This window comes from Pseudomonas sp. Pseusp10 (assembly GCF_059492225.1).
The window spans coordinates 4,748,101-4,761,352 of record NZ_CP168528.1 but is presented as its reverse complement, the minus strand read 5'-3'; the positions used below and the strand labels follow the sequence as shown (position 1 = coordinate 4,761,352).

Sequence of the window (13,252 nt, the reverse complement as noted above, 5' to 3'; positions counted from 1 at the left end):
AGCCGGCTTCTGCGAGCCCATCCTGTATGTGTAGCCTTAATTTATTGTTCTAAAATCCCCGGTACGTTTTTTTCTACCCACTTCACAAACAATTTTGCTAGCTCTGTACTCGCGTACTCGGAGTAATGACTATATTCATCTCTAAATAGAGGCATCCCGTTTCTTGTAAAAGAGCAGCCAAGAAAGTTGCAAAATAATTCATTCTGATCAAAAAACAGTACGGCTGGGTGTTTGCTTGAAACTTTGTCGACTAATGGTTTGAAGTCGTTGAATGCTGTTTCTCTTGCATATGGACTAACGTCGCAAGAGGACGGTCCACTTTTAAGTGGACGAGAAAAACAGCCTTTTAGGTCATGATTTGCTTTAATGTGAGGAACAAAAACTATGACTTTAATTCCATTGTCTTCAAGATAGCTTATCCGTTCTTCAGTTGTTGCAATTGCATTGTCGTCTGGCTTTGGGGCGAGGCCATCTAGAATTGCATATTTTATTGTTTTGTCTTTTTCAATGATGCTGTTGATCAGGAGCTTCTGATGGTAAGCCCGATAACCAGAGCACGGATCCATCGTCGTTGCTGTATTTTCATCAGAAGGGTTGCCCATGTTCGGTGGGCAGGTACCAATAGAGAGAATGGTTTGATTTTTTATTTTGTTTTCCGCCGCAAGCCCAGGATACAAATGGTTTGCGTAGCTGTTGCCTAATAAAAGCAGGGTTGGTTTTTCATCTCTATTTGTAATGCAAAACCACCAGCCATACGACTCTGCTTCTTTAAACTGGTATCGATTTATACACATGTCGTTTTTGGTGAATTTCCATATCGGCCCTACAAATTGGCTATTGAACTCTTCCGCGCCTTTGACTGCCTCGCGTTCAGGCAGTCCACCAAGATTGAAAGTTGCAAAACCCACACCTCCGATGCTCGCCATCAGGATAGCAAGAATAGGTGTTTTGAACTTGCTTTGGTTATTTCGTAAAGGGCGCTCAAGAAAGCGATATGTCAGACAAGCTAAAATGATAGCGGTGAACACGGCCGCAATTCTGATTTCTCGGGATGGTACATCGCTCTGAATGATGCGGGCGAATGCCAAAAGAGGCCAGTGCCACAGGTATAGCGGGAAGCTGATCAGGCCAACCCACACCATCAGTTTGTTGGAAAGTATCGAGCGATTGAGCCATGACCGCGAGCCGGCGGCGATAATCAACGCCGTACCGACCGTTGGGAAAATTGCGCGCCACCCGGGAAATTGGTCGTCCTTGGTGATGGTTGCCAGGCCGTAGGCAATCAGACCCGGCCCGATAAAGGACAGGACGTTTCTGATTGTCTGGCCGCTCTCTACCGGAACCGACTTGTGAATGATCGCGGCTAAAAATTGGTCAACTGCCTTAAAGGCTTTATCAAATGCCGAAATTTTATAGAGCGACAGGTAGGCCAGCACGGAGCCGATCAACAGCTCCCAGCAACGGGTCTGAGGCATATAGAAGGTGAACGAAGGGTTATCCCTGATGTACTCCATGTTCAGGGCGAACGACGCGCCGAGCAACAACACCGCGATGGTCAGCAGGTTGAACTGTTTTTTCCAGGCGGCCCACATGATCACCGGCCAGAAGATGTAGTACTGCTCTTCAATGCCCAATGACCATAGATGCAGGAACGGCTTTATCTCGGCCGACGTGTCGAAGTACCCGCTTTCGTTCCACAGAACCAGGTTGGATATAAAGGCAGAGCCGCCAGCAATGTGTTTGCCGAGCTGCTGGAACTCATCGGGGAACAGTGTCAGCCAACCGAACGCGTAGCTGGCGATCATCACCGTCAGCAGGGCGGGAAAGATTCGGTTGACGCGTCGGGTATAGAAGTCGGGGATGCTGAACGTTCCGCGTGCCAGGCCTTCAAGCAGAATCGTTGTGATCAGGTACCCGGAAATCACGAAGAAGATATCTACGCCGATAAAGCCGCCAGTCACCCAGGCAGGGAACGCATGAAACCCGACCACGGAAAGGACGGCGATTGCGCGCAAACCATCGATATCCGGCCGGTATTTCGTACTGTGATTATTTTTGGTCAATAGCGAACTGGCCGGTTCGGCGAGAGACGTCATTGTTGGTCGTGCTCCATATTTATTATCTCGCCGGTTGCTGGCGTGCGCGTATCCTACGCGACAAATGCTCGGACCCGAGCAGCGGCGGTCGGCCTGCGACCAAACCCGCCGCAAGGAACTGAGCGACATTCAAACCAATCAGTCTCGCTCGCGCGATCGCCTTGCCACTGCTGATCTGCGGCTGTCAGTCCTCCTTGGCGAAGGTTCAGTTGGTGGCAGTGAAATGCCAGGCGGTACCGAAACCGGCGGCGTGGTTCATGGTGCCGTACGAGCCCAACTTGACCCAGCGCATGCTCAACGAATTATCGCCATCACCGACACCGGCGACTGATTGCGTTGCAGGCGTGCCAGGCCTACGTCAATGCGCTCTCGCCTACACATTTCGAATGAGTTCGCGGAGATTGCCGGGGGGAATGGAAATCAGCTGTTGATTGGCTGGTGAATCTCTGTAGCCGATGTCTGTGCTGCTGCGGACTTGTCAGCCAAAAACTGAGTTGAGTCGGTATTGCCGAGCTGTGCTCTCTTATGACGAACTCGCTCCTTTGCGCGGAGTGTTGAAAGCACAGGGAAGAAAAGTATCAGGCTGACCGGCCAAGCCAATATCGCGCCAATGATGAGCAGGCTATGAGTGAACCTGTCACCGTAATTGAGGGCAAAAAAATCCAGTACACGATCCAGAACCGGATTGTTCTGGATTGGCTCAGCGCTATCGTTGATCCAGTTCCGACGAATTTGAAGAAGCTGGCAACAAACGCCGACGAACAAAGCGGCTAGCCAAGCCGCGCTCAAAACGCAGCTGATGATTGCGATGCTACGCATGACTTCCATCTCAGTAATTCCCGATCGGTGGTTGATACGGTAATTCAGCGCAATTTTTTGTGACAGCTGCGGAAATTTAGCAGGCTTTTCCGAACTCGTCGCACTGGAAGTTAAAAAATTTTGCTCCTGTTGACGGTCACTCCGGAGCCATCATCACCGCAAGCGGGATCTTGATGAATTCCTCATTGCGATCGATTGCGACCAGGGCGCCGCGGACGTTGTCGGCGACATCGGCCGCTCCGCGCTGCTTGACCCGGTTCGAAAGCTCAAGGATGGCGGCTTCGAGGGTGAGCCGGTTTTCGTTGATCTTGAACAGCAGGGAGGGGAGTAGCTCTGAGTTTGGCATCGCGAATCCTCTGTGGAGTTTTGAGCGTACACAGGGGCGAGCTGTGGGCTTGGAGTGTAGGTCGGCAGAACGCCGCAGAAGGGTGGTACTACTGTAGGAATATACAACGCTAAGTTATTGACTCTTATAGGGGAGATGTGGCGGTTTTGAGAGTATTGAAAAAAGCTTGTGTTCTCTCATGGATCAAAGCGTTATGACTGTTTACCGGTCACCTCGACAAGATCGCGACAGATTTGCAAGCACAGGCCGGCAAGGAAAAGCGTCAACGCCTGGTGCAGTTGCTGAATTCGCAGAGCCAGCAATACCGGCAACCGGCGCCGCAATCCTATGTAATGTCCAGGCAAACAAATAGCACTTCGATGGTCTACGACCAGGCAGTGAGCACTAACTGCTATCAAGGAATTAGAGAAGTTCCTTGGTTGGCATGAGCCGGACCTTTTGCATGTGGATTAATTTCAGTTGGTTGAGTTGATTCGCAATCCGTCATATTTACCTAAAGTCAGGTTGACCCCGAGACTAGGTTTTTTCTGCAAAGTTTCCTTCAGTTGGATGAATCATGTCCAATTTGGTGGAATATCAAGCCAGTTGCGGCACCGCTGCAGTGCAGGACGACTGGACTACCATCAGGCTTCTTGTCGCTCTTGTGGCTGACGGGTATAGCGATTGATTCAGTTGGCACCACTTTCCATGACCGTTGGCGCCACTGACAAAGCAGTTTATAGAAACTCTTGATTTTCTTTCTCGTCTTTAACATTTTTCAGGCGCCAAATATTTGAACTTCTGGAGTTGATAGAAAAGCGATTGGCTTTAGCGCGATTTATTCATACGCGTCATTACAATCTCAGCCATAAGTAAGAAACGTCCAACTAGAACAAGCGGCGAGGAGTACTGCAACCCGACAAGAGCCAAAATACTGACAACAAAAAACAGTCACATTCTCCCAATTAAGTCGGTGATATATCATGATCAAGATCATGGCCTACTTTTTAATTGGAGCTGTAACTGCAGGATGCAACGGCATCGTAAAACCCGACTTTTCGGGTCCTGCCAATGATTCATACTTTTTAGTCCATTCGGGGTTTCCCGCACCGTATCTATACATGGCCTCGGCCGTGCAATGGAACGATGACTATGCGGTAACCACCCGCCACACTCCGTTCATCCCCAACGTGAAGTACAGCTGCAGCACAGGCTGTGATCTCGTCTTCATCCTGCACAAGGCCAACGGCCGCTACCCATCATGGCGCGCACCGCGTGTGGGCGAGAGCATAACTGCCGTTGGGGCGAGTCCTTACCTCATGACCACTACCGGGAAAGGCAAGGTGTATCCAACGCCTTTCATCAATACCGATGAACACAGCGGCGATCTCTATGCCATCCATGACGCCCCGCTGATCAAGGGCATGTCGGGTGGGCCGGTCCTCACCAGTGACGGCTGTATTGTCGGCATCAATATCGGTTTCTACTCAACCACTCTGAATGATGTGAGCAATCACTCCGGCGTAAAGGGGGCTGAGAGGATCAGCATCTTTATTCCCTACTCGATCATTCAGCGCGAGTGGGGGATATTGCAGGCAAAACTTGATGATCCACACGGCGCGAGGTATGTCGCGAAGTAACTTTTAGCTATCAGCCAATTTGCCATCGTGTCCAGGCAAACAAAATCCGCTCTGCTGGGCGGTCTGGAAGGGTTCACCGAAAGGTGAGCCCATTTTGTTGTCCTGGATTTCTTGCAGAGTGTTCATGACATCGTAAATGGATCTTTACCACCTTCGGCAGGTCAGTCGGGTTGAAGATCTGGGTGCGAAAGAGCGCGAAGGGGAATTACGTGCCGGAACGAAACACCTTCTTGATGCCCGGCGGGGGGGGGGCTGCCTATGTAACCGTAGTTCTAGGTGTTACCGTCGATGAGTTGCACCGAGTAGTAGCGCGGTTTCTGTGCCGCCGGCACCGATAACACGATTGGCTTCGCACGCAAGTCCATAAATAACATGGAATACGGCGTATCACTGTTCGGAGTTTTTGTCTGCGGCGTAGTCGTACATTATCGCGTAGTTCAAATATCATTGTGCAGCCAATGGCTCTCGGTAGTAGGGTTTATATGAACATGCATCTCCATTCGTCAAGTCGGATGAGTGAGTTGGTCAACTAGCTACTAACCAGGCGTTAGCGTTTGCTCAAAGCATGAGTTCGCATAACGCACTTTGATTTATCTGAAGATGCTCACTGCTACAGACAGCGCCTGCTGTAGTAGGGGGAGGGGGCTGGCTGTGGAGTTATGTTTTGTCTATGGATTTTCAATCCACAAGTAACTGCGTGTTGTTTGTTGAGTCTATGGTGTGATTCATGCTTCGGGGAGGCGATGCCAATGATCGAGGGCAAGACCTGTATGCGCATGGTGGGAGTATTCGGGGGGATGGTTCTGAGACGTTGTATGGCGCTCAAAGGGTGGAGTTCGAGGTTGCTCGGGCCATCAAGGCGCGACGATTGCTGAACGAATGCGGGACAACCAGGGGTTGCCGAGTAAATCGCTCAGATCGTCGCCTGCCTCAATAGGCGTCAGAGGGCAAAGGTCGCCGCAAGGCCATGGTGGCCATCCTGCGCTCCAGCGATCAGGTGCAGTGGAATGTTCTGGTGCGCATCAATGGACGGTACCTCGAAGCTTCCTACAATCTGAAGGTGTCGCTCGCTCAGTTCGGTCGACTCTGCTGCTTTTTCCTTAGCCATTCTCGCGTGGTTCATTGCGATTTCGTTGAGCGTTGACACGTTACATCTCCCGGTGACTGACCAAGCGTATCGCTGGAGTCCTTAAGCATTGATTGAATGGCTGCGGCGTCAGAGTTATGTCGTTCCGGCGCTGCTACGCGCGTACTTTGCAATCCTCAAGCCACGGATGCGAGTGATTTCTTCCTTGGATTTTCGCAGGCGACGAATGGCGGGCCGCTGTGGGTGATAGCCCGGTTTCTTTGTCATTACGGCGTAAACTAGTAGTGCTGCCTCATTGAAAGGAGCCGCCATGAACGCCGATCAAATTATCAAGCAGGCATCTGTGGACAAGACTGTTTGGGATCAATACTTCTGCGCTGCATTGATTGCCGAAAGCAATTTGACTGCCCCGGTTGTTGGCGGGGCTACCCACGAAGACAGGCAAAACCTGTTGATCGAGAGGGCCAAAACACTTGCTGACAAAATGATGGAAAACCGAAGATAAACAGAGCCCAGCCACCGCGCTGGGCTCTTTGCATGCAGGGTTGTGCTCCGATGCGGGCGATGTGCGTATTGCGGTTCAGGCGATCAGCTCTACCTTGCCGCTTGCCAGGCGATAAATGCCTCCCACGATCTTCAACATGCCCTTGCTCTGCGCATCGGTCAGCAATGGCGAGGCCTGTTTCAGGCTGTTGACAGAATTTTTGACGTTCTGCACGGTGGCGTTTTCCATCAAGCTCCCGGGTTGCTTCAGTACTGTCTCGATTGCCGACTTGAGTGCGTCAGTCAGTTTCGGGATATGGCCGGGGAAAATCGTCTGATCCTTGACGGCCTTGATGCCTGCCTCGATGGCGCCACAGCTCTCATGACCGAGTACGAGAATCAGCGGTGCGCCCAGTACGGCAACCCCGTATTCAAGGCTGGCCAAGCCTTCCGGGGTCACGAAGTTGCCCGCGACACGGATGGAGAAAAGATCGCCTCGCGCGGTATCAAACGCATATTCCGGGGCGATCCGCGAGTCAGAGCAGCTCAGTACTGCCACGAACGGATTTTGACCGGATACCAGGGCCTCTCGCTCAGCTTTGAAGTCGTGTGTCGTGGAAGTACCGCTTATATATCGTTCATTGCCCTCCATCAGTCTTTTCAACGCCATATCGGGACTGATTACGTTTTGCGGTTTTGGTGGGGCTGACGCTTTTTCGGCTGCCTGGATGATCTGGCTGGGCAGTGTGCCGGTCAGCAACAGGGCGCCTGCGCTCAATCCGGCAAATTGAAGAAAACGACGACGGCCTGTTGTGTTTGAAGCAGAGCTTGAATCACATGATTCACACATGATTTTGTTTACTCAGTTCAATGCGGTGAGAGTGAATTGCTGTTGTGGCTGGTATTGTCACAAACGCTCAATACCAGCGCAGTGGAGTCTAGTTGGTCTGTCATATTGTGTACCGGGCATTGTCAGCAGATGCCGTGCAAGCAGCCATTTCATGGGCTACTACTGTCAGGCTCATACAACTTCGACCTGGCAGGAGTTTCTCGATGCTGACTCACTGGTTACTAGCGGCGGTTCATCTTCTGGCAGTTGCCTTGGGTTTTTGGGCAGTGTTGGTTCGAGGCAGCGCTTTTCGGCGTTTGGCCGATGGAGCAGCAGAAGTGCGCAGTGTTCTTATGGCGGACAATATCTGGGGTATTTCAGCTGTCGTTTTACTGATCAGCGGGGGAATGCGAGCCTTTGGCGGGTACGAGAAAGGTACGGACTATTACCTGCATCAGCCGCTGTTTCATCTGAAGATGACGCTGTTCGTCCTGATCTTGCTGCTGGAGATTGCGCCAATGGTGACGCTGATCAAATGGCGGATAGCGCTTGCCCGTAAAGAGGCGATCGATACAGGCCGTGCGAAGCTGTTTGCACGGATCAGTCATATCGAAGCGCTGTTGGTGTTGCTGATGGTGGTGGCGGCGACTGGCATGGCGCGTGGGGTGATGACTGGTTAACTACGAAGTGAGCGCGACCTTCCTTGGGGTAAACCAGAAAAGTCCGACAGCCAGGGCGTTGAGCTTGTCGCTAGTATCGACCCTTGGAGGCTGGTGTGTGAAAGCAGGCGGAAGCGGTGCGATGCTGAATCTTAAGCCAGCCGTGATTCCGGACTGAACGGGCTGGCTACTGACTGCAACAGAATTCAGGATTGCGGCTTTTCCGGGGCGGTCAGGCCGGCCTGAATGCGCTGATAAATTTCTTCACGATGCACTGCAACGTCCTTCGGAGCGTTGATGCCGATCCTGACTTGCTGGCCGCTTACGCCCAGGATGGTGATCGTAATGTCATCACCAATGTTTATGCTTTCACCGACTTTGCGGGTGAGTATCAGCATGGTCTTCTCCTTGATTGCTATGTGGGGCACCTGATTCGGACAGTGCAGAGGTCGGTGGTATGTATAGATTAGTGCGAAGTCTGACGGTTTGGGTGCCTCTTTCTGACGCGCAGATGCGGCATTAATTCCCAAGGCGTAACTATACAGAGGCCGCAACCATCATTCTCCTTGTTTTGAGCCCATTTTACGGCACTCGTGAAGTATTCATGGATGTTAAAATCGCCGCTTTATGCATTTAGAGGGAAGCGCCGTGCGCAAAATGGTTCTGGTAATCGCGATATTGGCACTGGCGGGATGTGGTGAGGGTAGCAGTGTGGATGCACCGAAGCCTAAACCGGCTATGGCCGCCATGCCCGCGCCAGTGTCTGGCCCTCAATGGGATCTTGAAGTGCGAGGTGAAACCCCTCAGGCAGTCAGCGATTTGAGTGGCTGGCTAATCGAGCACAGTTTCATGTCCAGCGTCGTCAAGGAAAATGGCAATACGCGAATCCTGATGGGGCCGTTCAATTCGAAAGCCGAGGCCGAAGCCAAGCAGGATGAAGTCCGTGCGGCGCTCACTCGCGCGAAGAAACAGAACATCGAATTGCTGGTGCTTGAGCGTCCGGCCGCTCAATAACATTCTGTCGCGACAGACAAACAAAAAAGGCCTCGGTTGTTTAGCTCCGAAGCCTTTTTTGTTTCAGGTGTTGCCTGGGTTCAACCGCAGGCCTTCATGTCTACCGGGCCGACGAACTCGTTGCCACGCCCCATGACGCACCCCACGCTCTGGTTGCGTTGCCGCTCCCAGGCCTGTACCGGATAGGTTTTGTCCCAGGCTTCGTACAGTTGCCGATCCTGTTTCGACAGGCGCAAACCATACTGCTTGCTCATGTAGAAGTAGGTCCGTGCGATCATGCCGCGAATGGAAGGGCGGGGCATGACTTTCCTGGCCTTGAAGTCGATCTGGGTCAGGCACGAACCATATTGCCCCGACTGCTCGGGCAGCCAGCCAAAGCTGAAGTTGCTGCGATCGCCATTGACCTCGCCAATGCTGGGCACTAGGTTGTGCAAATCAGCTTCGGCCTTCTGGTAAACCGGATCGTAGCGGGTGCAGTTCTTGCGGCCGCCCTCTTGCCAGCACTGGCGTTGATGACCGATTTGCCAGGCCGGAACAATATGCTCCCACTCGATGCGGGCTGCGCGTTTGGCATTCTTGCGTGGCACATAACCGCAAGCGGCAAGGTTCACCCGGTTGCCGGTGTACTTGCAGCCACAGTAAAACTCGGTGGATTGGGGAGCGTAGAGTTTCCACGCCACCTTTTTCGCTTCGGTGAAGGTGCGCGGAGCGTCGGCTTGCGCGCCCACGACAAAAAACAGGAACAACAAAGCAAACCAGCGGACACTCATCGACTCAATCTTCCTTCGGCAAAACCCAGAAAATCTGCACGCCGCCATCGTCGCGATAGGCGAGGGTGACGTTGTCGTTCTCGTCGATTTCTTCCAGCAAGCGTTCCCATTCATCCACCGGCTCGTCAGGAAGGCGGAAGATCAGCGCTGCCCTGGCCTTTTGTGCGGTGGGAGAGTTGATGATTTTCTGAACGCGCAGGCCCATGCGTACATAGGTGTCAGGAGAGGCAGAGGTGGTGTCCACGGAATTATCCTTATTAAGCTGTGCGTGCATACAGTATTTAACTGTAGGCCATTTCGCAACTGCTTAAAAATCAAGAAAATCCTCTGACAGCGGTTTGTTCCATTTGGCGTAAGGCGAAGGGAGTTTTTTTTGTCAGATCCAGCGGCAGCCAATCGCCAAGGCTGGCGAATGGCGCCGGGGTGCCCGACCGGATCCGGTCGGGCGATGGCGAATCAGTATTCCCAGAACATCCGTTGCAGCTCTTTGCTGTCGTTGGTTTTGGTCAGCGCGACCATCGCCAGGATCCGGGCCTTTTGCGGGTTCAGATCGTGGGCCACGACCCAGTCGTATTTATCGTCAGGCTGTTCGGCGTTGCGCAATACAAAGCCGCCGGCATTGACATGGGAGGAGCGAATGATCTGCACGCCGTCCTTGCGCAGGGCTTGCAGGGTGGGGACCACCCGCGACGATACCGAGCCATTGCCGGTGCCGGCGTGGATGATGGCTTTGGCGCCAGATTGAGCGAGCGCCTTGTAGGCGGTATCGCTGACGTTGCCGTAGGAATAGGCGATCTCGACGTCAGGCAGGCTCTTGATGTTTTTGATGTCGAATTCGGAATCCATGGTGTGGCGCTTGGCTGGCAAGCGGAACCAGTAGGATTTGCCTTCTACTACCATGCCCAGCGGCCCCCAGGCACTTTTAAACGCTTCGGTCTTGATGTTGATCATTTTACTGACGTCGCGACCCGACTGGATTTCATCGTTCATGGTCACCAGCACACCTTTGCCCCGCGCATCTTTGCTGCTGGCCACGGCCACCGCGTTGTACAGGTTCAGCATGCCATCGGCAGACATCGCGGTGCCTGGGCGCATGGAGCCCACGACGATGATCGGCTTCTCGGTTTTTTCCACCAGGTTCAGAAAGTACGCCGTTTCTTCCAGGGTGTCGGTGCCGTGGGTGATCACGATGCCATCAACGTCTTTGCTGTCGGCCAGCTCAGCTACGCGGCGACCCAGTTGCAGCAGGTTTTCGTTGGTGATGCTTTCGGAAGCGATTTGCATGACCTGTTCGCCGCGAACGTTAGCCAATTGGCTCAGTTCAGGAACGCCGGCGATCAATTGTTCAATGCCGACTTTCGCCGCTTGATAGGTCGCGCTGTTGGCGGCGCTGGCGCCCGCGCCGGCGATGGTGCCGCCGGTGGCCAAAATCACCACGTTGGCCAGTTTCTGTTGGGTTTCGGTTTCTTTGGCCTGAAGGGCGGTGGGCAGAAGCAGCAGGAGGGCCAAGGCGCCCGGGATAAAGGTCTTGAGTGCAGATGTCATTATTTTTCTCTTCTAGTTGTGAGACGGTGCTGATGCAAGTTCATCTAGATACGCCCCAGGCGAATCTGAACGCTGGGGGTGCAAGGGGAAGAGCAGGATCCGTACCAGTAATACTTTGAATCGAAAAACACGCTTAACTTAATGATTTGTAACGGTATTGCTGTTTGTGTCCGGAATGGTTTCAGGTCCGGGCGTCCGGATTGCCGAACATGTTTAACTTTCGCGTTCGGCTCTCCGAAACGGATTGCAGTCATGTTTAAGATTTCAACGGGTCAAATCATCAGTAATGACTAAAGAAACACGCGCGTCGGTCGATGCTCCTTCAAGGGATCTGCTTCTTCAGGAGTTCACATGTCGTTATCCGTTGGTATTCCAAATGCAGCCGGCATCACCATCGGTGGCAAATCGGCTACTACCCTTCGTGCTTTAGGTGACGAGACAACTGATGTGGCCACACAAACGCCGGGTGCAAAGGAAAGCGGCGGTACCCAGGTCAAAACGGGCCCGGTAGGACTGGGAGAAAGTGCCGGCGCACAGGCCGAATCGGAAACCGGCGATAACACCAGCGTAACGGTGAAGGTCTTGCTCAAGCGTCTGAAGGAGCTGCAACAGCAATTGCGCGAGCAACAGCAGCAACTGGCGCAGGCCCAGGCGGCGTCCTATCCGACTCCGGAAGCCAAGACCACCGCGGTAGAGGCCATTCAGGGGCAGGTTGCCGAAACCAACGCCGCCATCCTGCAAGTGAGCGCGAGTCTGATCAAAGAGCTGACCAAGGGTTCTGGCACGGGATCGGTGGTCAACACCACGGCATGAGCTGAACGCCGTTTTTCGCTAATCATCCGTGAAAGCACTTTTCCTGTCGTTGACAAATACCGGCAGGATTCGCATAGTTTGGCTCTCGCAAACGTTTGCGCGGCTCCGGTGATGACTCTTCATCGCAGGGCCGTGAAGCTTACGTCAGCGCAAGCGTTGCTCACAATAATCATAAGATCGGAGTGAACCCATGAAGCTGCCATTCGCTGGACGTCTTCTCGCTGTCGCTATGCTGGCTGCCGCATCCGCTGCACTGCCTGTCTCTTCGGCCTTTGCTGAATCCACTGACAAACCCAAAGTCGCGCTGGTCATGAAATCCCTGGCCAACGAGTTCTTCCTGACAATGGAAGACGGCGCCAAGGCCTACCAGAAAGATCACTCCGGCGAATTCGACCTCATCTCCAACGGTATCAAGGATGAAACCGACACCGCGGGCCAGACGCGCATCGTCGAGCAGATGATCCTGGCCAAGGTCAATGCACTGGTGATTGCGCCGGCGGACTCCAAAGCGATGGTTCCGGTGATCAAGAAAGCCATCGATGCCGGTATCACCGTGATCAACATCGATAACCAGCTGGACCCCGCCGTCGTCAAAAGCAAAAACATCGATGTTCCTTTCGTAGGCCCGGACAACCGCAAGGGCGCACGGCTGGTGGGTGACTACCTGGCCAGGCAGCTGAAGGCCGGTGACGAAGTCGGCATCATTGAAGGTGTGTCCACCACCACCAATGCGCAGCAGCGGACTGCGGGCTTCAAGGATGCGATGGAGGCGGCGCAGATCAAGGTCGTGTCCCTGCAATCCGGTGACTGGGAGATCGATAAAGGCAACAAGGTGGCCGCGTCGATTCTCAGTGAATACCCGCAAACCAAGGCCCTGTTGGCCGGCAACGACAGCATGGCGGTCGGCGCGGTGTCTGCCGTGCGCGCCGCGGGCAAGGCCGGCAAGGTACAAGTGGTTGGCTACGACAACATCAATGCCATCCAGCCAATGCTCAAGGATGGTCGCGTGCTGGCCACGGCGGACCAGTTCGCGGCCAGGCAGGCGGTGTTCGGCATCGAGACTGCATTGAAAATTCTCAAGGGTGAAAAGGTCGACGGCGGCGCCAATGGCGTGATCGAAACACCGGTAGAACTGGTCACCAAATAGCCCTCTGGCGACACAGTGGCGCTCG

At 53.4% G+C, this 13,252-nt stretch carries 16 protein-coding genes and 1 pseudogene; 7 read left to right on the top strand and 10 right to left on the bottom strand.

The window, feature by feature from the left end; translation table 11 throughout:
- Window positions 1-41: 41 nt before the first annotated feature.
- Window positions 42-2,096: an acyltransferase family protein gene (locus ACEN8Z_RS21580; protein ID WP_495595600.1), complete on the bottom strand. Its 2,055-nt coding sequence runs from the start codon at window positions 2,094-2,096 to the stop codon at window positions 42-44.
- Between the two features lie 67 nt (window positions 2,097-2,163).
- Here ACEN8Z_RS21580 and ACEN8Z_RS21575 point away from each other — a divergent pair.
- Window positions 2,164-2,486 (top strand): annotated as a pseudogene (locus tag ACEN8Z_RS21575) (lysis protein); the annotation flags it as partial.
- Window positions 2,487-2,516: 30 nt separating this feature from the next.
- On the opposite strand, the gene ACEN8Z_RS21570 reads toward ACEN8Z_RS21575, so the two are convergent.
- Together ACEN8Z_RS21570 and ACEN8Z_RS21565 are read right to left on the bottom strand one after the other, a co-directional pair.
- Window positions 2,517-2,924 (bottom strand): hypothetical protein, encoded by a 408-nt coding sequence (locus ACEN8Z_RS21570; protein ID WP_495595599.1) that lies wholly within the window; start codon window positions 2,922-2,924, stop codon window positions 2,517-2,519.
- Between the two features lie 127 nt (window positions 2,925-3,051).
- Entirely contained in the window at window positions 3,052-3,261 is a 210-nt protein-coding gene (locus ACEN8Z_RS21565) for a hypothetical protein (protein ID WP_495595598.1), read from the bottom strand.
- Window positions 3,262-4,223: 962 nt separating this feature from the next.
- On the opposite strand from ACEN8Z_RS21565, the gene ACEN8Z_RS21560 reads away from it, so the two are divergent.
- On the top strand, window positions 4,224-4,880 hold the full coding sequence (locus ACEN8Z_RS21560) for a S1 family serine peptidase (RefSeq protein ID WP_495595597.1): 657 nt from the start codon (window positions 4,224-4,226) through the stop codon (window positions 4,878-4,880).
- A gap of 272 nt (window positions 4,881-5,152) precedes the next feature.
- Here the strand turns inward: ACEN8Z_RS21560 and ACEN8Z_RS21555 are convergent, their stop codons facing one another.
- Together ACEN8Z_RS21555 and ACEN8Z_RS21550 are read right to left on the bottom strand one after the other, a co-directional pair.
- Window positions 5,153-5,245, bottom strand: a complete 93-nt coding sequence (locus tag ACEN8Z_RS21555) for a DUF1254 domain-containing protein (protein ID WP_495595596.1) — start codon at window positions 5,243-5,245, stop codon at window positions 5,153-5,155.
- Between the two features lie 575 nt (window positions 5,246-5,820).
- The gene (locus ACEN8Z_RS21550) at window positions 5,821-6,027 is read right to left on the bottom strand and encodes a hypothetical protein (RefSeq protein WP_007993362.1); all 207 of its coding nucleotides are present in this window, start codon (window positions 6,025-6,027) and stop codon (window positions 5,821-5,823) included.
- 250 nt (window positions 6,028-6,277) lie between these two features.
- Here ACEN8Z_RS21550 and ACEN8Z_RS21545 point away from each other — a divergent pair, with 250 nt between their 5' ends.
- Window positions 6,278-6,472: a hypothetical protein gene (locus ACEN8Z_RS21545; RefSeq protein ID WP_007993363.1), complete on the top strand. Its 195-nt coding sequence runs from the start codon at window positions 6,278-6,280 to the stop codon at window positions 6,470-6,472.
- Window positions 6,473-6,547: 75 nt separating this feature from the next.
- On the opposite strand, the gene ACEN8Z_RS21540 is transcribed toward ACEN8Z_RS21545, so the two are convergent.
- Complete coding sequence (locus ACEN8Z_RS21540; RefSeq protein WP_495595595.1) at window positions 6,548-7,300, bottom strand: carbonic anhydrase; 753 nt, start codon at window positions 7,298-7,300, stop codon at window positions 6,548-6,550.
- Window positions 7,301-7,503: 203 nt separating this feature from the next.
- On the opposite strand from ACEN8Z_RS21540, the gene ACEN8Z_RS21535 reads away from it, so the two are divergent.
- Window positions 7,504-7,959 carry a DUF2214 family protein gene (locus tag ACEN8Z_RS21535; RefSeq protein WP_442096685.1) on the top strand — a complete coding sequence of 152 codons (456 nt, stop codon included), beginning with the start codon at window positions 7,504-7,506 and terminating at the stop codon, window positions 7,957-7,959.
- Between the two features lie 185 nt (window positions 7,960-8,144).
- Here the strand turns inward: ACEN8Z_RS21535 and csrA are convergent, their stop codons facing one another.
- The gene (gene csrA, locus ACEN8Z_RS21530; protein WP_007975691.1) at window positions 8,145-8,336 is read right to left on the bottom strand and encodes a carbon storage regulator CsrA; all 192 of its coding nucleotides are present in this window, start codon (window positions 8,334-8,336) and stop codon (window positions 8,145-8,147) included.
- A 250-nt stretch (window positions 8,337-8,586) separates the two neighbouring features.
- Here csrA and ACEN8Z_RS21525 point away from each other — a divergent pair, with 250 nt between their 5' ends.
- Window positions 8,587-8,952, top strand: a complete 366-nt coding sequence (locus ACEN8Z_RS21525) for a hypothetical protein (RefSeq protein WP_007993368.1) — start codon at window positions 8,587-8,589, stop codon at window positions 8,950-8,952.
- A gap of 80 nt (window positions 8,953-9,032) precedes the next feature.
- Here the strand turns inward: ACEN8Z_RS21525 and ACEN8Z_RS21520 are convergent, their stop codons facing one another.
- The 3 genes from ACEN8Z_RS21520 to ACEN8Z_RS21510 form a co-directional block, all read right to left on the bottom strand.
- Window positions 9,033-9,722 carry an endonuclease gene (locus ACEN8Z_RS21520; protein WP_495595594.1) on the bottom strand — a complete coding sequence of 230 codons (690 nt, stop codon included), beginning with the start codon at window positions 9,720-9,722 and terminating at the stop codon, window positions 9,033-9,035.
- A 4-nt stretch (window positions 9,723-9,726) separates the two neighbouring features.
- Window positions 9,727-9,996 (bottom strand): DUF1654 domain-containing protein, encoded by a 270-nt coding sequence (locus ACEN8Z_RS21515; RefSeq protein WP_495595593.1) that lies wholly within the window; start codon window positions 9,994-9,996, stop codon window positions 9,727-9,729.
- A gap of 182 nt (window positions 9,997-10,178) precedes the next feature.
- Entirely contained in the window at window positions 10,179-11,267 is a 1,089-nt protein-coding gene (locus tag ACEN8Z_RS21510; protein WP_495595592.1) for an asparaginase, read from the bottom strand.
- Window positions 11,268-11,618: 351 nt separating this feature from the next.
- Between ACEN8Z_RS21510 and ACEN8Z_RS21505 the strand changes: the two genes are divergently transcribed.
- Together ACEN8Z_RS21505 and ACEN8Z_RS21500 are read left to right on the top strand one after the other, a co-directional pair.
- Window positions 11,619-12,080 (top strand): hypothetical protein, encoded by a 462-nt coding sequence (locus ACEN8Z_RS21505; protein WP_495595591.1) that lies wholly within the window; start codon window positions 11,619-11,621, stop codon window positions 12,078-12,080.
- 190 nt (window positions 12,081-12,270) lie between these two features.
- On the top strand, window positions 12,271-13,227 hold the full coding sequence (locus ACEN8Z_RS21500; RefSeq protein ID WP_442096681.1) for a sugar ABC transporter substrate-binding protein: 957 nt from the start codon (window positions 12,271-12,273) through the stop codon (window positions 13,225-13,227).
- Window positions 13,228-13,252: the final 25 nt, after the last annotated feature.